We start from the raw sequence: 20,484 nt of genomic DNA, 5'->3' as shown, positions 1-20,484 counted from the left end.
CCCAATTTTAGACACGAGGTAAATTCTACCGAGCCAAAACTCTGATACGGGTTGACATTTTGCTGGCGCCAAGCTCCTGGCTCCTGGTCTGCCACACCTCTCTTGCTTTCTTACTGGGAGGGGATGGGGGTGGGTTGGAGTAGCTTGTCCTTGCTTCCACATCCATTTTTGCTCTCTTTTTGTCTCTGACTGCTTACTTGCAATTATAATAGATATAATTATAACATATTTATTAAAAATAAACAAATATAAAGTCACCCCTTTGTGGTTATGGGTGAGGCTTTAAACCCAATTTTTCGGTCAAACAATTATGTTTAACATCTTAATACTAATTTACTTTAAAGATTTTACAAATAGTCTCCAACTTTAAATATCAAATAATTTCCTAAAATGACTGAGGGCCTCAAAGTTTTGAAATAACTGAGGGCCTCAAAGTTTTGAATTATTAAAATCTTAATGCATAAACCCATCACTTCCCCCCTTAGGAGATAAAGGAGGGTTGACTTTTAACTTTCGTAAAACAGTATTAGTTATTGCCCTTTAGCCCTCTTAAATATATTTGAGGCTAATAATATTAGATAATAGTAAAATCATCATTTACATCCACAACAGTAATTCCACTTACATCCTCTAATTCTGCTAGAATTTGGGAATCATCACCAACCGTATTATCCCCATTAGCATCATAAATTAAATAAGTTTTATCTTCTACTTCATACGCAAATAAACCAGGAGTTCCAGAATTTAAAACATTTTCAGAAATATCCGTAGTTTGTACGTTAGTGGCAATATTATCTAGAGATGAAATAATTTCACTAGAGAATGCAAGAGTATCCCCACCAATTTCACCTAAGCCATCAAAACCAGTAATGCGATCAAACAAACCATTATCAATAGCAGTACTAATAGAAGTAGCATTAGCCGCATTAAACTTAGCCTCACTGCCATCATCAGCCCTGGTATAAACAAAGGTATTGTCCCCATTATCATCAGACAGAATATCTGCTCCGAGACCGCCAAATAAGGTATCATCACCTTCACCGCCATCTATAGAGTCATCACCCTCACCACCTACTAAGCTGTCATTATCATCATTTCCAGTCAAGGTGTCGTTACCTCCTAAACCTTCAAGAGTATCATCCCCTTGATCACCATCAAAATTATCATTAAATTCACCACCCGGCAAAGAGTCAGCCTCATCAGTAACATTGAGAACATTCACTATAGCATTGGCAGTGACTTGATCAATACCATCAGTTACAGTGTATTCTAAGGTATCCACACCTGTTCCCCTGGTTTCTAATGACGTGTATTGAACTTGAGAACCCTCCACAATTGCTGAAATACCCAGAACATCATCATCGTTACTGAGACCAATAATTGATAGGGGTTCTGGTCCATCACTATCATTGGCATAGATATTAATTGTTAGTGAATTGTCCAAGCTAGTAAATACTGATACTACTCCATCATTAACAGCAATGGGCGGGTCATTGATAGAAGTGACATCAATACTAATAACTTGAGTAGCAGAATTATTTTCATCATTGCCATCATCAACTATATAGCTGAAAGTTCCTGCATTTCCATTAGCATTTTCAACAGGAATAAACGTTAATGATGTTAGTTCACCAGTCCTTAACTGTTGGCCAATAGTTAGGGCAGTATTAGTATTATTGTTCAATACTACTTGCCCTATTTCAGGATCAGGAATACTGTCAACAGTTATAGTAAAAAGATCACCATCAGGGTCAATGGGCTCTAGAATATCCAAGGTCTTAGTAGTATCTTCCTCCAAGGTGACCAATTTATCCTCTTCTACTCGAGGGGCTCGGTTCCCCTGGATGACATTGATATTTAACAACTCATTGGTAATTCCTCCGTCTTGGTCTGTCACTAGAAATTTCAAGCTATCAGTGCCAATACTCTCAGTAGTAGTTGCATAGCTGATTTCTCCATTATCCAGATTTTCCTGAGTGAATGTGCTGTCTATTGTTAAAATTTCCTCTCCCTGCTGCAGTTGCCCTAAACTCGGCAGTTCAGTCAGAGTATATTCTAGGGAAGCAGGTTGAGCATCTTCCACATCAGGGTCGATAAATAGGAGATTTTCTTGAGCTATAACCTTAGTTTCACCAATAGTAACATTTAGATCTGTGGTTGTCCCAACAGGAGGATCATTCACTCGAATATTAAAAGTGTCTTTAACTCTACCCCCATCAACATCAATAACTCTGAAACTAAACGAATCATCCTTTGTATTACTAGCCTTCTGCTCATAGATAACTAAACCACTATTAATATCTTCTTGAGTGAAACTCTGGGTTGGGTTATCCTCTAGTTGCAATATTCCTGCTGTTGCTTCCTGAGTTATTGTGTAAGTAAAGGTATTTGTACCGTTATCCCCGTCAGTTGTTTGTAATAAATTTTTAGCTATGATTTTTGTTTCTCCAAAGTTGATAACTAGTTCCTTATTCCTACTAATTTCAGGGATGTCGTTAACTAAGATGTTAGCAGAACCAATATTTTCACTAAAAGCATTTGTATCACCTGTGGCCAAAACTTCTGTTAACTGAGTTGTGTTACTGCTACCATCCGTCGTATCCCAACCACGGAATTTAATGCTCTTCTTGCCAAAAAAGTCGGTTTCAGGAACAAAACGTAGGCGATCGCTATCTGTAGCTGTTAGTAAAGTAGTACTACTATTACTAACCTCTACCCAGTTGTCCCCATCATCAACTGAATATTCCCATATACCTTTGCTATTATCAATTTCAGTAATAGCTATTCCCTTGCTCGCTCCACCATCATCATCAGTGACTGCACCATCAATAATTTTGGCAATGCGAGTACCTGCATTATTAAACTGATTTTCATTAATAGTATTTAGGGTTATATCTCCTGAGTCTGTTAGCACTGGTGCATTGTTTAATGCTTCTACTTCCACAGATATAGTACCTGTTTGAGCATTGGTATTATTATTTGCCGTTTCAGTTTCAGTCGCTGTCGCTGTCACTATTAAATCAAAACGCAATGTCGTTCCTGTCTCTTGGCCTTTAGGAGGTAAAATGGTTAAATTATCTAATTCTTCCAGAGTCAATTCCCAAGTACCACCACCTTGCTCTGTTCCCGCTGAAAGACTTACTCCATCTGGCACTCCTGAAATAGTAATGGATAGAGTTTCGGAACCGCTCGTATCTCCTAAGCTAGCAGCTATATCTAGTGGTAATTCTTCTTGATCTGTTCCCGATACAGTAGGTGTAGATATCTCTAGGTTAGGAGTATCAGCCACAGGAATAATATTAATAATTACCTTCCCTGTATCTGTTAACCCTTTGTTATCTTCAACAGTATAAGTGAAACTTTCTGAACCACTGAAATTCTGATTAGGGGTATAAATGAATTGATCTGCTGTTTCTTCTAATCTACCATTAGTAGTATTGTCAGCAAACTCAGGAATTGTAAGTTCACCTCCCTCAAGATCTTCATCATTTGCTAATAACTCAGATTTATCAATAGTTTTTACTGTATCTTCATTTGTTTCAAATTCATCATCTTTTGCTTCTGGAGCAGTATTGGCAGCTTCAACATCAATATTTAAGAACCCACTGGTAGTACCGCCGTCTTGGTCTGTAACCACATAACTAAATGTATCTATACCAACTTCTTCACCTTCGTAAGTGAGATTTCCTCGGTTAATATCTTTTTGAGTGAAAGTATTTGCTAGTTCTAGAGTATCGTTATCTAGTTTTAAGATTCCCGCATTTGGTACTTCAGTCAGTTCATAAATTAGAGTTGCTGCATCTGTATCAGTATCAGGATCTTCTGCCAGTAGATTTTCGTTAGTAATTTCTACCTCAGTCCTTTCAATAGCAGTTAAATTATTGGTAGTCAGATTTGGTGCTACGTTGACTCGAATATTGAATGTATCTGTTGTTTCTGCTCCCACTTGATCGGACACACTAAAACTAAAGGAATCATTTTTTGTATTTTTTTGAGTATGTTTATAACTTAAGAAACCATCATCTATATCATCCTGAGTAAAACTGGTGAAAGTCCCTCCATTAAATAGCAGTTTACCACGACTTGGCAACTCTGTCACCTTATATATTAAGGAAGTTTTACTATTATCAGTTGTTTCTAGGAAAGTATTCTCTATTATTGTCGTTTCCCCTCTCTTTACTACCAACTCCCTATTTGTTTCCACCACAGGAAAATCATTGATACTAATATCAATTAATGCAGTATCAGTTTGAGCATCCCCTTCCCCTGTATTTCCTTCGTCATTGACAGTGATACTAATAAAATCACTACCAGATTTTTTTCCAGTATAAGTGAGGGTCTTAATAGATTCATTGATATTTTCTAAAGTTCCTTTAAATACCATCCGACTATCTGCTTCCCCATCACCAGTTGTAAAAGTGATACTAGAATTAGAGTCAAGGGTTAAGTTACTCTGACTAGTTGTGGAATTAGTAGTTTCTAGAGTCACTTCGACTTCTTCCTCTCCCACATCAGGGTCAGTAACCTCAATACCAACAATTTCTAGCTGTTCACCTTCGTTAACAGGTTGTTGTTCCTCCGCAACTATAATTTCTGGTGGGTCGTTGACATTGGTCAAACTAATAGTAAATGACTTCGTGAAAATTTCTGCCGCACTGTCAAAAGTTCTAACTCGAATATCAAAGCTTTCTTGTTTTTCAAAGTCAAGATTTGCTCCCTCCCCTACAACCAGCTGATTATTCTTCTGATCAAGAGCAAACCGTCCGTCAGCATTATCAATTAATCTATATTCATGAGAATCATCCACATCTAAATCTTCTGTAGTAAATGTACCAATAACTGTACCTGCTTCACTATTTTCTGGCACACTGTTCCGATCTAACAGAATGTCAGTGGGAGGTTCATTCAGATCGGGTGGCGTTATATCACCTGGATCTGGAGGTATTGGTTCTGGTTCTGGGTCTGGTGTTGGGTCTGGTGTTGGTTCCGGGTCTGGTGTTGGGTCTGGTGTTGGTTCCGGGTCTGGTGTTGGGTCTGGTGTTGGTTCCGGATCTGGTTCTGGGTCTGGTGTTGGTTCCGGGTCTGGTGTTGGGTCTGGTGTTGGTTCCGGGTCTGGTTCTGGTGTTGGTTCCGGGTCTGGTTCCGGCTCTGGTTCCGGTGCTGGGTCTGGTTCCGGCTCTGGTTCCGGTGCTGGGTCTGGTTCCGGCTCTGGTTCTATATCTCTTGGAGTAGGAAAAAAGTTCCTTGAATTAAGAGTTGTACTATCAACTCCAGTTAAAATAGCTAAAATATCATCGTTGGCATTTCGAATAACAGTGTCACCACCATCATCAGATATTGCTAAGTCTTCAAACCTTAGACCACCTTCCAAACTAATAAGGTCTTCTGCCGTATTAAAGTCAGTAACAGTATATAAATTATCAGATTCCTCAAAATCTATAATTACAAAACTATCTTGACCCTCACCTCCAGTCAAAGTATCATCACCTCTACCACCTATCAATAGATCGTCACCCTGACCTCCATCAACAGAATCATTTCCCTTACCCCCTGAGAGGAAATCATTTTCTTCCATACCATCAACAGTATCATTTTGTCGCTCCCCATTGATAGTATCCCTACCTTCACCTCCTAATAACAAATCATTATCTTTACCTCCAGATAAAGAGTCATCCCCTGTACCACCATCAATAGTATCATTACCTTGGTTTCCTGACAGAGAGTCATTATCTTCATTTCCTGAAATACTATCAGCATCTTGACCACCACTAATGATATCAAAACCTAAACCCCCAGAAATTGTATCAAAGCCACTCTGACCTAGAAGAGTATCATTCCCCCCATCACCGACTACAATATCATCACCAACATCTCCTGAAACAAAATCGTTGTCTTCTCCTCCTGCTACATCATCGTTTTCCTTACCACCATAAATAGTATCTCTACCTTCTCCCCCTCGTATTGTATCTAAATCACGATCACCTAAAACTATATCATTTCCAGCATCACCGAGAAGCGAGTCAGCATCTCTTCCACCCCGTATACTATCATTTCCTACACCACCACTAACCGTATCATTTCCCCGGTTACCATTAATTTGGTCGTTACCTCCTTGGCCAAGTATAGAGTCACTTTCTCCTTGCCCAAATACAGTATCATTGCCACCAAGTCCGAAAAATGTATCGGTGAAAGCACTGCCAAATACTAGTTCCTCTTCCTCAGTGCCCCCTACTTCTCCCCCTGGAAGCAAAATACCTCCTCCCGGTGCTGTGGGTGTTGGTGCTGGTGTAACAACAGGTGGTGTTGGTGCTGGTGCTGGTATAACAACAGGTGGTGTTGGTGCTGGTGCTGGTGCTGGTGTAACAACAGGTGGTGTTGGTGCTGGTGCTGGTGTAACAACAGGTGGTGTTGGTGCTGGTGCTCCGTCTGTTTCCTCTACTAAATTTACTATGACCAAGTCGTTATTCTCATCAAATACACCGAACATATCACCTATTTGAATTATCTCTCTACCATCTGGTGTTGTTGGTATTGGTGCTGGTGTTGGTTCCGTTGTTGGTTCCGGTGTTGGTGCCTCTGTTTCTGTTGCTTCTACTATATTTAGTATGACAAAATTGTTATTTTCATCAAACACACCGAACATATCACCTATTTGAATTATCTCTCTACCATCTGGTGTTGTTGGTATTGGTGCTGGTGTTGGTGCTGGTGTTGGTGCTGGTGTAACAACAGGTGGTGTTGGTGCTATTGTTGGTGCTGGTATTGGTGCTGGTATTGGCGCTAGTGTTGGTGCTGGTGTTGGTGCTGGTGTTGGTGCTGGTGTTGGCGCTAGTGTTGGTGCTGGTGTTGGTGCTGGTGTTGGCGCTAGTGTTGGTTCCGGTGTTGGTTCCGGTGTTGGTATTGGTTGTAATGATATAAACTCACCATTATCATCAATGACACCTCGTATGAGAACACCATTTATTCTCCTTGTAACTATTTGAGTATTTGTTATTGATCCTGCTGATCCCATTTCTATACCTCTTAATTAAAATTATGATATGGTGATATTTTTGACTTAAAAATTGGTATTATTATAAATTATTGATCATCCTTATAATTCCCAAATTTTTATAATTGATATAATATTTATGCCTATTTAAAATTTGTCATTGCCAATCAAGTATCAACTATCAAATTAGTTAAGAAAACCAGGTTTATCAACTTTTTTATTCATGAAAATATTAACTATGACCAATTAGTTTTGAGCATAAATTTGCTGACCTATTTTTTGTACAACCTTTTGAATTTAACAACTTTTTTTCTGTTTGATAATTAAGGGCAGACTTCATCTCCTAATCTTACAAATATCCCTGGTAATATTAATCCCATAGTATGGGTATCAATAAAGTATATTATTCCGGGGAAAGTATAGATGCCTTACCATACTCATACCAAATATCAAAAAGTTTACTATATATTTTTGTGATATTAGGGAATAGAGGCTCGGGGGTCCGGGGGAGATGACAACCAAATATAGCATTACTATTCACAAATTTTATAAGATATATCTCTTATAGATCTAGTTTCTTATAATACTTCAAAGTAGACATAACACCAAAAGTAAAAAAATAATGTTACAAATTTACAAATAAGCAGATAGGTTTAATTATCTGTAAAATAGCAATAGGAAATTTCAAACGATAAAAACTAATTAAAAAAGGTACTTCTGGGATATTTGACAAATTTTAGTAGTTCTGCTCCCGTAATATTAAGAAATTCAAATAGGATAATAAAGTTAAGTTTCTGGAGATGAACTTTCCTCAGTGCTAGTCTACTAAAATCATTAAATATAGACATACCCACTATAGTAAGCCTCCTTTCTGTTATACTTATTATCCGGGAAAATTTATAAATTCTAGCCGACAACCTATCTATACTAATCTACAAATCTTGGTATATCTATTATTGACGTCTACAAACCTTTCTACAATAGCTAATTTTTTCTAGCAACATTTTATCAATCATATCTTTGGTTTTATCATTCTTTAATTTTTTCTGGTTATTACTAATTCTCTTTGATAAACAAGACATTCATAATTCTCCTTTTCCCAAGTGGGTTGTTCCATTATTGACAAGATTATCCCTCACAGATAAAATATATTAATTCATGATTTGTCAACATTTAGCTGTCAGTTATCAGCTATCAGCTAGAAGAAGAAATTAGCCTCCCAAATGACTTTTTCTAGTTGTTTATAGTTTTTTTCTGCTTGGTTACTATCTCCGTAAATTACGACAATATTATTCAAAGTAGTAGCTTTTTCTGAGCGATCGCCCACTTCTGGCAAAATGGGTAAACCTTTTTCATAATATTTTAATGTCTTTTGGGGTTGACCTATTTTGTCGGAAACATAACCAATACCAAAGTCAGCCATCGCCTCCTTTTCTCCCTCTAGAATTTTCATGGGAATAACTAAAACTTGTTGAAACCTTTCTATAGACTTCTGATATTGGTATTGCCCTATTTGTTACAGTGCTGTTTTTAGTAGTTTATCTAATTTTTCTGCCTGAGAATTTCAAGTTTGAGCATAACTACCTTGTGGTAATAGTAACAATATTAGGGGAGTTGTAGTTAGGGTTATTATTCCTATTAGACAGGTAAAAATAATTCGTTTCATTCTCTTATTTTTTTCAAATTTTTTTCAAATAAATAATTAATATTATATCTACTTAATTAGTTTTCAAAAAAAATTTTTATACTTTACTTTTTCTCCTCTTTCCTCCCATACCTCCACCTACCTAACTCTCGACTCCTAACTTTTAACTCCTGGCTATACTCGTTATTTGTAACTATTTAAGCACACATAATATAACTGATAACTCAATAAGCTCAAAAGGCTGATGATAAAATACAAAACCATCAATATTCAGCGATCGCACACCTCAAAATTCACATCTAGTCATGGAATAGGCTTTTCATTTTCTTAAGCACCAAAACAAAAACTTCAATCGGTAGGATTTGAAAAATTCAACTTCTGATGATATAATTATTATAGGGGTCTACTTGACTATATATATGACTTTTTATTCAACTAACATAAAGTCCCGTTGAACTGATAGAAGCATCGACCAAAGGAACTTCAATCTTTTTTTTTTCATTCTCTGAAGCATACCAACCTGCTCTGAGAAAACTAAGCCATCAACATTCCGCCTTAGTCATTGACTAGCTTTTTTTCATCTTCTTAAGCACCCAAAAGAAAATTTTAAAGGGTAGGATTTTAAAAAATTCAACTTCTGATGATATAATTATTATAAGGATTAACTTACCCCTATATATGACTTTTTATTCAATTCACCTAAAATCCCATTGAACTTATGGAACCATCGACCAAGGGAACTTCAATCTCTTTTTTTTTCTTACCTAAAGCACATCAACCTACTCTGAGAAACTAAACTATCAATATTCAGCGATCGCAAACCTCAAAATTCACATCTACATCTAGTCATTGACCAGGAGTTTTTTTATTTTCTTAAGCTCTATCCTGAAGCTCAAAAAAACTTGGATTTTAAAAATTTAACTTCTGATGATTTAATTACTATAAAAATAGCTTTGCTTCTTTATATGACTTTTTATTCAATAAACAAAAGTCTCATTGAACTGATGGAGCTATTCACTAAGAAAACCCCAATCTATTTCTCATTGTATGAAGCACCAAAAAAAGAAGAAACACTTGGCAATCACAAAAAAATCTGATAACATAAAGATGTTAATGAGGGAAGTCTGTCTATACACATGACTTTTTATTCAACTAACAAAAGTCTCATTCAAAAGTCTCATTGATAAAAAGAAAAAGTAATTTCATATCCCTGAGCAAAAACAACATCAAAGAAGTAGAATCTTGATATTGTGAAGCTCAAAAAAAAAAGAACTGCATTCCCAAAAAAATTGTAATAGATAATATTATGATCAGTATAATTTAACTTAATATAAGAGCCTTAGAGTGTAACAATAAAAGTGCAAAAAAAAATACTCGCAGCTAAGAGATAGAAATAATCAGAAAGAAAAAAACCTAGATATATTAGAGAAAAATAGAGTAAAAAAAATCACCCAATTGTTTTTTTTATATACAATTAGTTGTTTTTTCAAAAACATTATGTTATAATTGAGTTTATTGATTAATCACAAAGCGGTATTCGGAGATAAAAAACAGAGGTGGAGGCAAGTGTAACTCACCTCTGCTCGGGGTAGGTGCTGGGTGCAGCAGCCTGCGCAATATCAACCCGGATCGGAGGTATAGCTCAGTTGTTTAAGTGCGTCTAACAGCCGGGGAAGATGTCAAAAAAAACTCTGGAACAACTATATGTAAATGTATTGTAAGTAAGTAATATTTTTATGGTTATAAGTTTTGAACGAGAAAATTGTAGTAATCTCAACATAGCTGAGTCACAAGAATGGTTAGTCACAAACGGAATAGGAGGTTACGCTTCCAGTACCATAGCCCAACTCCTAACTCGTCGTTATCACGGACTACTAATAGCAGCTCTCCAGCCCCCATTAGGACGTACACTACTACTAACAAAATTAGACGAAACGGCTAAATATAAAAATCAAAACTTCCCACTATATTGTAACCGTTGGGCAAACGGATCAATAAATCCAGAAGGTTACAAAAAAGTCGAAAAATTTTATCTAGAAGGAACAATAGCAGTATGGAAATTTAAATTTGCGGACATAGTATTAGAAAAACGAATCTGGATGGAGCAAGGAGAAAATACAACTTACATTCATTATAACCTACGCAGTGGTAGCGAACCATTAAATTTAGTTATAAAAGCATTAATTAACCATAGAGAGCATCATGATCATACCTATGCAAATAATGCAAATGACTGGTATATCAACATCAAGAAAGCTAACAAAGGGGTATGTGTACAACCTTTTCCTGAAGCTACACCCCTATATCTACTGACACATCCTCAAATAGACGAAAAAACCTTAGTATGTACACATGCTAACAATTGGTATTACGGGTTTAACCTAGCAATAGAAAAATATCGGGGGCTAGAGGAAATAGAAGACCACCTAAACGCTATCACCCTCAATGCTCAATTAGAAGTAGGAAAATCTCTAACTATAGTTGCTAGCACAAAAGAAAATCCTACTACTAATGGTGAAGAAGCTTTAGCATCTCGTCTGGCTTACGAACAAAAGATCATACAAAAATTTGCTAACCCTCAAATATCCCAAGTACAACAAAAAAAAACAATTGATCCACTATCAAGTCCATCAAAAATATCAACCCAGAAAAAATCGATATCCTCTGCATCGATATCCTCTGCTAATGACAAAGGAACACCAGAATGGATCAAGCAGTTAGTATTAGCAGCGAACCAATTTATAGTTGATCGCAAATCTCCTGAACATACAGAAGGGAAAACCATCATTGCAGGTTATCATTGGTTTCAAGACTGGGGGCGAGATACAATGATTAGCTTACCAGGTTTAACCATCTGTACAAAGCAATTTGATGTAGCACGTTCCATTCTTCAAACCTTTGCCAAATATGTCAAAGAGGGAATGTTACCTAACAACTTCCCAGAAAGTGGTGGAACACCAACTTATAATACTGTAGATACAACACTATGGTATTTTGAAGCCATTCGTGCGTATTATGAAGCCACCGAAGATGACAAATTATTAGCACAATTATTTCCAGTACTAGAAGAAATTATTGACTACTATTCTAAAGGTACTCGTTACAACGTTAAGTTAGATACTGATGATGGTTTAATCTTTGCTGGTGAACCAGGTAGTCAAATTACTTGGATGGATGCCAAAGTTGATAACTCGCCAGTAACAGCGCGTATTGGGAAACCAATTGAAATCAGTGCTTTGTGGTATAATGCTTTGCAAATCATGTATAGGTTTGCCGAAAAGTTAAAGAAGAGAGAGCTTAAGTACAAACAATTAATAAGGTTGATCAAAGATAAAGGTTTTCCCCGTTTCTGGAATAATAAAAGTGGTTATTGTTACGACGTCATAGATACACCTAGTGGTAATGATGCTTCTTTGCGACCTAATCAAATATTTGCTTTATCACTACCACCAATAAGTCAAAAATATAGTTATACTCCCCTTCTGACAGTAGAACAAGAAAAACAAGTGATGGAGATATGCACTCAGAAGTTATTAACTCCCTATGGGTTACGCAGTCTTAGTAGTGATGATCCAGAGTATAAGGGTATTTATGGAGGAGATATGGAGAAACGTGATAGGGCCTATCACCAAGGGACTGTTTGGGGTTGGTTGATCGGTAGTTATGTTATAGCCCATTTACGAATTTATAAAGATCCAGTAAAAGCTAAAGAGTTATTGAAACCAATGGAAAAACATTTGATGGTGCATGGTATTGGTAGTATTAGCGAAATTTTTGACGGTAATGAACCAACAACACCTCGTGGTTGTATTGCTCAAGCGTGGAGTGTTGCAGAAGTTTTACGAGCTTGGTCACTCATTCATCAAGTTAGTTAAAATCAAGAGACACTCTTTATTTAAGGTGGTATTTAGCAGTGAAGTAATTTTTTTAACCAAACAATTGCTTCACTGATTTTTTGATTTTTGGTCTCTGAAAAAAATTCAACTATATTATGCTCTGATATAATAGTATAATAAAACTGATAAATGACCTGCTCAAAAGTTTTAAAATGCAGGTAGTGGTGATTTTTGTAGTTATAGTCCTGACAGTGAAAGGAGCTGACTTATAAATATCAATACGTCTACAAGACTACCCAAGAAATTTTAGCCATTTTTTCATCCTAATTTCCAAGGACTTTAATAATATAGGAGACCTCTGGTTATGCTTATCATTAACAATATCATCAGATTCAACTAAAGGCTTGAAACCATATATCGACGGTTCCATCCATGACTTTAATTCTATCAACATTTCCTGATGTACTTTATCAAACTCATCAGGTTGAGGCTTCATCAACGGTTTAATATATTTCTGATCACAAACAGTAGGCTTAAAATCTCCATCTATTAATACAACTCTCTTATCTTTTGCTACATGCTCTCCATTCAGATAATAGCCAATGTAATAAGCTTCTTTCTTCTTATTTTCATTATGACCAACATATAAAACTTTACTTCCTAATACCCCCACCTCTCTGAGTGAAGTTCCAGGAAGTAGTTTAGGACAAGCGCGAACGCACTCAATGTGATTTTTTTCCTCTATAGTAAGTGTTTTCCATACAGATGTTTGAATCTCATCAGTCAAATTATTTAAAACAAGACTTAAGTTGTAGTTATCTGTTGCTTTTAAGAGTAGATTTTTTACGCAACTATAAACATAGGCTATTTTTTCATCATTAGATTGAGCCAAGAATAATACATTTTTTTCTTTTATCTTGAATATCCTATTCTCATCGCAGACTATATAATAAGGATTTCTTTTCTTATGATTACAATCTAAACTCAACACATAAAGTCTCTCTCCATTTGAATTATTTTCAACCAAATCACCTAGTTGTAATGTATCTGTTGCAGATGTCTCTATAGTTTTTTCTATCTCTTTTACTTCAATAACCTCACTACTGTAAAATTCTGCATCAACGTCATTGATATCCTCAATACTTAAATCCTCATCTATAATTACTTCACCAAACCTTAACCTCTTTGAAACTATATTTTTATAGTCAGGAAACTGCTTAAATATCTCTTCTAAACGCTCAGTTATCTTACCTACTTCATTATCAATTTTCTTAGCAAATGCAATGGCTTCTTTCTGTAATTCTAACTGTTCCATAGCCAATTCTAAATCGTGGATTTGTTGATGAATACTAGGGTTCAAAAACATAACTACGTCCTCTATTTTAATCTATAACTATATTGTATTTAATGATTTTAAAAATGTCAATAATATATCTATTGTTTTTATAGCTTATAATCTTTGATATTCATCTGTAAAAACAATAATAATACTTATAAGATACCCCAGTAACCTTGATTAGTGAAGTGAAATTGCAGAGAGTTTAACTCACAATGTTTAGGTTGCGTATTTAGGTTGCGTATAGAGAACAATTAAAATAATAATGACTCCTACAATAAACATGATTTTCGCGCCAGTAACTAAAAATTATGGCCAAAAATAGAAATTAAGTCTCTGAAATGCTCTCAGCCATTGAGACCTCGCAAAGTGATCAAAGAGAGTTAAGCCATTAAACATTCAAACCTACATTATTTGGTAGTCCTACTCCCATAATGTCTAGATAGAAACAAAATGCTCTCACTGTTCTCCCAACAAAAATAATTACAATACACCACCACCCATACTTTACAGAACTTACGCAGTATTACTATATATGATGTATTTCTGGTAATTTATTCAGACATTTTTACTAATATTTTTACTAAAATTAGAGCCTTTGTGTAAGTCCTGCCCTGTTATCAAATATCGATAGGAATTATAGAAAATTAGATTGATAATTTACCCGCAAAACTTCTGCCGGACATAACTAAGTAAATTGCTCAAAGTCCGCCAAAAACTCTTGCATTACCGTCAGCATAACTTGATGTTCTCCCACATAACCTAGCCCCTCTTTTGAGGTTTGTTTCTCACCACTAATAGCTAAATAATTAGGATAAAATTGAACAGTATGGGGATAGTTACCATCAGAAAGACTTATTTGCCTATATGTAGTAATTTTGGGCAAAATTTTTTGCCAAACTCCAATGCCATCCAATATTCTGCCTGAAATTAAGGAAAGGTTATAAGCAAGTTTTTTTCTGGCAGCTACACATTTAAGTTTAGTCTCAACTAATGCCACTTTTAAACCAGAATTTTTCAGAGCGCAAGCTAGAGCAGTCCCAGCAATGCCCCCACCAACAATAACTAAGTCGTAATCTAGTTTTGTCATGGTAGTTGTTTTAGATAGAGAGTTTGGGGATTTTTTTTAATTACCATATTCATCATAAAAAGTCAACCATATACTTGGTAATTTGTACTCTTATACATATTGTGGCGCAACTTTTCAGAAAAAGAATAAAGGTAAGCATTGAATAGCGGAATGCTTACCTAATTACTCTCCTGCATTTCTGATTTTATTTATTAACCTTGACAATTAATTTTTGACGTTCAATAGACAATTATAACTCACTGTTTTCTAAACTTGGAATCTCAGATAATCTTGCAAATAACCAATAATTAAAGGGACGTTTAACATATATTTCTAAAAGATTTTTAACTTTTCTTCCTCCCATAAAAAAAATTTCATAGGATTGCATTTCTTTTATTAAAAAGTCATCAATATTCCTATTAAATTTCAATTTAATTTGATATTTATTAAAAGCAGCTTTATCAAAGTAATTCAGAAACTTATGACAAATTACGACAATATGATCAAGCCTTAGAATATCAAAGACAACTATATTCTCTCCTAGGCGATTAAAAATTTATGCTCGGCTGTTTTCTAGAAAAAAATCTCTGACTTTATATTTAAAAAAACTTTCAATTTCGGTATAGTCTTTAGTTTGTAAATTAGCTTTTTCTTGCAATAACTTAGAAGCTCCAATATTACTAGTAAATATAATAATTGACTGATTAAAATAAGCAGTCTTACCCTGACCATCTGTTAATCGACCATCCTCTAAAATCTGCAAAAACTTATCAAGAACTGTGGAATGAGACTTTTCAATTTCATCAAAAAGTAAAATAGAATAAGGATTTTCTAAGACTCTGTTAGTGAGTTTTCCTCCTTCACCATAACCAACAAAACCAGGTGGCGAACCAGTTAGTTTCTCTGCGGCATGTTGTTCTTTGTATTCGCTCATATCGAAACGTGCGAAGGCTTTTTCATCACCAAAAACTAACTCTGTCAGGGCTTTGGCTACCTCTGTTTTTCCCATTCCTGTAGGTCGGACAAAAAAGAAAATTCTTTTAGGTTTAGTTGACAATTTGATAAAACTTCTCATAGCTTGTCAGACCATTTTTTTTACCCTCAAATCTGTAGCCTTCTAGTTGATTATAATAAAGGATAATTTCAAAATTATTATCTTGAAAATAACTATTAAGAAACTCTTCAACGGTGAGAGCATTTGGAGCATGATATCTAAATAGCTTAATTTTATAATTATGAGATATGATTCAGGAAATTTTAGTCGTTCAAATCTTCAGTTTACTGTTTGGTTGACAACTTATTTAATGTTACTATAGTATTTTAAAAATAATTGCTTTTTTACTGGAAATAATCTTAAGTAAATATTAACAATTCAAAGACAAATCTGGAATAAGCCAAGTAAGTTTGAGTCACAAGAAACTGAGCATTTATTATTGCTAGAACTGAGTAAATCGAGTAATGAAAATTCATCAGATAATCTTTATCAGCTAGAATTGTATCCTTTTAATCCCCAATATTGCTCCCAAAGAGGAGAAATTGCCGAAGTTGTCCTGGCTTATCCTGAGCTCAAAAAGTTGCAGATTAATGAAGATAATCAAGTCATAGTTAAGAAGCAAAAAATTGGTTCAAAGTTGGTTTTAATAATTAAGGTTAATGTCTTCCAAAGAGATGTATTGAGGGATAAAAATAATGGAGAAAAGGAAGTAATAGCTATAGATATCAAAAACGAAAAAGGTAACAGCCAAATTCAAGAAGTGTTTAAGATTCACTATACTAGCTTAGAAAATAAAGCACAAATTTATCATCCAGAAGTTGAGCAGGAATTAGCACAATATTACCTAACTTCAACTGCTGAGGATAATAATATAATAGAGGATAACTTAGAATGGCGAAAGTTAGAGTCAATTAATGAATCATTAGAGGTTTTAGATTTAGAAGAACCTATCGACTTCTTAACTCTGAAGTTAGAAGAGTTAATTTATGCTCAAAACAATTGGAGTTATGTTGACATAGATTATATAGATAAAAAAAGAGCTTTGGATTTAAAAATTTTAGATTTAAGTAACAGTACTCTGACTAATGAAGACTTACAAGGGGTTGAACAATTTCCTAATATTACTACTTTAATTGTTGGCAGAAATAGTATTACAAAACTTGAATTTATTAATAATTATAAAAAGCTCCAACATTTAACAATTATTGGAAAAGAGGTGTTTAATTATATTTGTAGCTATCAGCCTTTAACTTTATTGTCTCAGTTTAAAGAGTTAAGAGAAATTACCTTAATTGATAATAATTTATCAGATTTAAAATTTGTCAAACAAGCGAATTTGCAGCATCTTAATAAATTGATACTAGACGATAATCAAATAACTGATTTACAACCTCTTAGCCAATTGACAGCTTTAGAATACTTGTCAGTGGCTAATAATAAAATTCAAAGTATTGATTGTTTAAAAAAACTTAGTAACTTAAAAAACTTAATTTTGAGAAATAATCAAATAGGTAATATCAAGAGCTATTGGCGACAGTTTAATAAACTCATAGAGCTTGATTTGAAAAATAACAAAATCACAGATTTGAGACCATTTACAGTTATGAAAAGTCTCAAAAAGCTTAACATTTCTAGCAACCCAATTCAAACCATAATACCATTACAAGGATTATTCCTTAGCCTAGAAGAATTATGGTGGTACAATATAAATTTAATGATTAATATAAGCAAAAAACCGGAAAAACTACTACCAATTCAACAACTAGAAACGGTAACAGTAAATGCTCAAGGAAAAGAAATAGCCAGAAATCAATTTAGTGTATTTGTCAGAGAAATTGTAATTGCTGGATCAATAAAACTCTCTTTAGTGCCCATCCCAAAAGGTGAATATATGATGGGAGAAGGATACGGGCAAAAATTAGTCAAAGTAGAAGAATTTTGGATGAGCCAATATCAAATTACCCAAGAACAATGGGACGCAGTGGCCAACCTTGAAAAAATTGGAACAGAATTGGATGGATCTCCTTCAAACTGGAAAGGAAAAAAACTACCAGTAGAGAAAGTAACTTGGTCTGAAGCACAAGAGTTTTGCCGAAGACTGAGCAAGAAGACAGGGGAGCAATTTAGGCTACCAACAAAAGAAGAATGGGAATATGCTTGTCGTGCAGGAACAACAACACCTTTTTATTTTGGAGAAACCATAACGTCCGAGTTAGCTAACTTTAACGGGAGGGAAACTCATGCTAATGAACCACAAGGAGCATATCGAGAACGGACAACAGATGTAGGAATTTTTCCTCCTAATGCTTTTGGCTTATATGACATGCACGGGAATGTAAACGAATGGTGTAATGATAATTTTGATGGAGACAAAGACAGAAAAGTTATTCGTGGCGGATACTGCCAGGCCGCTCCTAGTTCATGTCGCTCTGCGGCACGCAGCAGCTATATATCATACCAGAGTTCCTACTCTATTGGTTTTCGTGTTGTGATCGTTCCCCCCAAGACTCTTCAATAGCCCTTTGCCTTTTTTCCCTTTTGCCCTATTGAGCCTTGCCTCTGGTGGGTCGAATTTTTTACCAATATTTGTGTTGAATAGATAATATGCATCTCAATGACAGCTAATTTCAGGAAAATGATGTCGAGCTGTATTTAGATAAAAATCAGTAGTGCGCGCACCTTGCCTGCTTAGAGGTACCTCATTAACCTGAAATATGCTGTAAGAGAGCATTAGAATTCTCCAGAACAAGTTCTCAAATCGTTTTTCTACAGTGATCAAATTAGTATTTTTGGAGAGAGCTATTGACTTAACCAAAGAATAAAGACTTAACATATAAATAAGAGTAACATTAGGTAAACTGCACTCAGTCATAGATAACATCCATCCCTAACCAAACTCAAACTTAATAATAAAAAAAACCTTTTGGCTCAATACAAAAGTTATCGCAAACGGCGTTATAATTAGATTATTATCAACACAGGGGGAGGATATCACCTCACCTCAAAACTGCGGTCGGGGCTCCTTGGCAGAATAACACCCCCTTCTCCCCTAAGCCCAACATCGGGAGCATATCAATATAAAACAGTTGAGAAACATCCTTTTTAATAATCTGGGTTTGGGTGCGTTACGCCATCACTAACAGCACCCTACTCCTGACTTTTATAGTCATTTCAAAGAAAAATAGAACACCCTTTCTTTTTCTGCTGAAACTTAGTTCTAGCAAAAAAGAAATGTCTCCATCTCAACTCAAATGACTATCATTACTGACTTCAACGCCACCTCCAACAATAGTAACTATTTCCAACTTATCCCCCGGTTGCATCTCAGTTTTATCCCAAAATTGTTTATGTAGAATTTCACCATTATATTCTACAGCCACTAAACGGGAGTTGAATCCTAACTCATCTAAAAAATTTGGTAGGACTGTCCGAGGTAAACAAGTACGAGTTTCTCCATTAACTATAAGAGTAATTTTATTTGACATTCTGATCTAACCTAAACTTTTTCTGGCAATATACTATGAGAACGTAATGTTTGATAACGACTTAATTGAGACAGAAAATATTGAGTTACCAAAGTAGGTTGCTCTGACTGCATAATTGCCCTAACTACAGATACACGAAGAGCACCAGCAGATAGAACTTCATCACAGTTTTGCATATCAATTCCACCAATAGCAAACCAAGGAATAGGGCAATTCTTAACAACATAACTGATATATTCTAGACCAACTGCTTTTTTACCTACTTTAGTAGGAGTTTCATATATTGGCCCGACTCCAATATAATCTGCTTCTTCCTGAATTGCCCGCTCCATTTCTTCCTGGTTTGTAGTAGAACGACCTACAAGTTTCTGGGGACCAAGCAGTTGCCTAGCAATGTTAAGAGGTATATCATTTTGTCCAAGATGAACCCCATCTGCATCAACAGCGATCGCTAAGTCTACCCGGTCATTAACAATAAATAGAGCCCCATAACGGCGACAAACCTCACAAAGTTTTTTGGCTTCTGTCAATCTTGTTATGTCATCTGCCGTCTTATTTCGATATTGGACAAGAGTTAACCCCCCTTGAAGAGCAGCCTCTACTATATCAACTAACTTTTCTTCAGGAGAAGTAACAAGGTATAAGTAGGAGTCTTGCAGTTGTTGATTTCTTTTATAGGCGAGAATACCACTTTCGATAGTGTAAACTCGGTAACGTATTTGTTTACAAGCCAAAGCCATCTGAGAATTATAAATTTTTCCATATTCTTCTAAGACTCTGAGTGCTTCTTCTAAACGACAAAAGTTAACTTGTAGTAGTTGTTCAATATCTGAGCGGTGTTCTTCTTGTGGATGAGTCAACTGTGTGCCTGGGTCATTAGGGGTGTTGCGGGACATTCTCAGTTCTGTAGCATGCCAACCACCTATCTCTTGACGTAATTTTTTACACTCATGGGCCAAATCTATACTATTAAGCCCAAAGCGACACCATTCTTCAATAATTCTTAGTCCTTCCCGAGCCCTATCTAAATTTGCATCTAGAATTCGGCGAATAGCAGGTTGCACATTTTTTTCCAAATTATATTGATCGCCCATAATAAAAGTTATCCTATAAATTTTAATCTTACTG

At 35.4% G+C, this 20,484-nt stretch carries 10 protein-coding genes; 2 read left to right on the top strand and 8 right to left on the bottom strand.

Going from position 1 to position 20,484, the window contains the following annotated elements; translation table 11 throughout:
- Positions 1-574: 574 nt before the first annotated feature.
- Both TERY_RS35045 and TERY_RS12390 read right to left on the bottom strand, forming a co-directional pair.
- Complete coding sequence (locus TERY_RS35045; protein WP_011612150.1) at positions 575-7,012, bottom strand: cadherin-like domain-containing protein; 6,438 nt, start codon at positions 7,010-7,012, stop codon at positions 575-577.
- Positions 7,013-8,189: 1,177 nt separating this feature from the next.
- Positions 8,190-8,444, bottom strand: a complete 255-nt coding sequence (locus TERY_RS12390) for a hypothetical protein (RefSeq protein WP_011612149.1) — start codon at positions 8,442-8,444, stop codon at positions 8,190-8,192.
- A 1,928-nt stretch (positions 8,445-10,372) separates the two neighbouring features.
- Between TERY_RS12390 and TERY_RS12380 the strand changes: the two genes are divergently transcribed.
- Complete coding sequence (locus TERY_RS12380) at positions 10,373-12,511, top strand: amylo-alpha-1,6-glucosidase (RefSeq protein WP_011612148.1); 2,139 nt, start codon at positions 10,373-10,375, stop codon at positions 12,509-12,511.
- A 253-nt stretch (positions 12,512-12,764) separates the two neighbouring features.
- Here the strand turns inward: TERY_RS12380 and TERY_RS12375 are convergent, their stop codons facing one another.
- From TERY_RS12375 to TERY_RS25265, 4 genes are all read right to left on the bottom strand, one after another.
- A complete protein-coding gene (locus TERY_RS12375) occupies positions 12,765-13,838 on the bottom strand; it encodes a hypothetical protein (RefSeq protein ID WP_011612147.1) in 1,074 nt (357 codons plus the stop codon).
- A gap of 658 nt (positions 13,839-14,496) precedes the next feature.
- Positions 14,497-14,898, bottom strand: coding sequence for an FAD-dependent oxidoreductase (locus TERY_RS12370; RefSeq protein ID WP_011612146.1), 402 nt, complete (start codon positions 14,896-14,898; stop codon positions 14,497-14,499).
- A 229-nt stretch (positions 14,899-15,127) separates the two neighbouring features.
- Positions 15,128-15,307, bottom strand: coding sequence for a hypothetical protein (locus TERY_RS35040; protein ID WP_052845787.1), 180 nt, complete (start codon positions 15,305-15,307; stop codon positions 15,128-15,130).
- 126 nt (positions 15,308-15,433) lie between these two features.
- On the bottom strand, positions 15,434-15,934 hold the full coding sequence (locus TERY_RS25265) for an AAA family ATPase (RefSeq protein ID WP_196797010.1): 501 nt from the start codon (positions 15,932-15,934) through the stop codon (positions 15,434-15,436).
- A 376-nt stretch (positions 15,935-16,310) separates the two neighbouring features.
- Here TERY_RS25265 and TERY_RS12360 point away from each other — a divergent pair, with 376 nt between their 5' ends.
- The gene (locus TERY_RS12360; RefSeq protein WP_011612144.1) at positions 16,311-18,389 is read left to right on the top strand and encodes an SUMF1/EgtB/PvdO family nonheme iron enzyme; all 2,079 of its coding nucleotides are present in this window, start codon (positions 16,311-16,313) and stop codon (positions 18,387-18,389) included.
- A gap of 724 nt (positions 18,390-19,113) precedes the next feature.
- Here TERY_RS12360 and thiS read toward each other — a convergent pair.
- Together thiS and TERY_RS12350 are read right to left on the bottom strand one after the other, a co-directional pair.
- Complete coding sequence (gene thiS, locus TERY_RS12355) at positions 19,114-19,356, bottom strand: sulfur carrier protein ThiS (protein ID WP_011612143.1); 243 nt, start codon at positions 19,354-19,356, stop codon at positions 19,114-19,116.
- Positions 19,357-19,367: 11 nt separating this feature from the next.
- The gene (locus TERY_RS12350) at positions 19,368-20,450 is read right to left on the bottom strand and encodes a thiamine phosphate synthase (RefSeq protein ID WP_011612142.1); all 1,083 of its coding nucleotides are present in this window, start codon (positions 20,448-20,450) and stop codon (positions 19,368-19,370) included.
- Between the last annotated feature and the right edge of the window lie 34 nt (positions 20,451-20,484).

It is taken from the genome of Trichodesmium erythraeum IMS101, assembly GCF_000014265.1.
GTDB lineage: Bacteria > Cyanobacteriota > Cyanobacteriia > Cyanobacteriales > Microcoleaceae > Trichodesmium > Trichodesmium erythraeum.
This window is presented reverse-complemented; position numbering and strand designations above follow the sequence as displayed.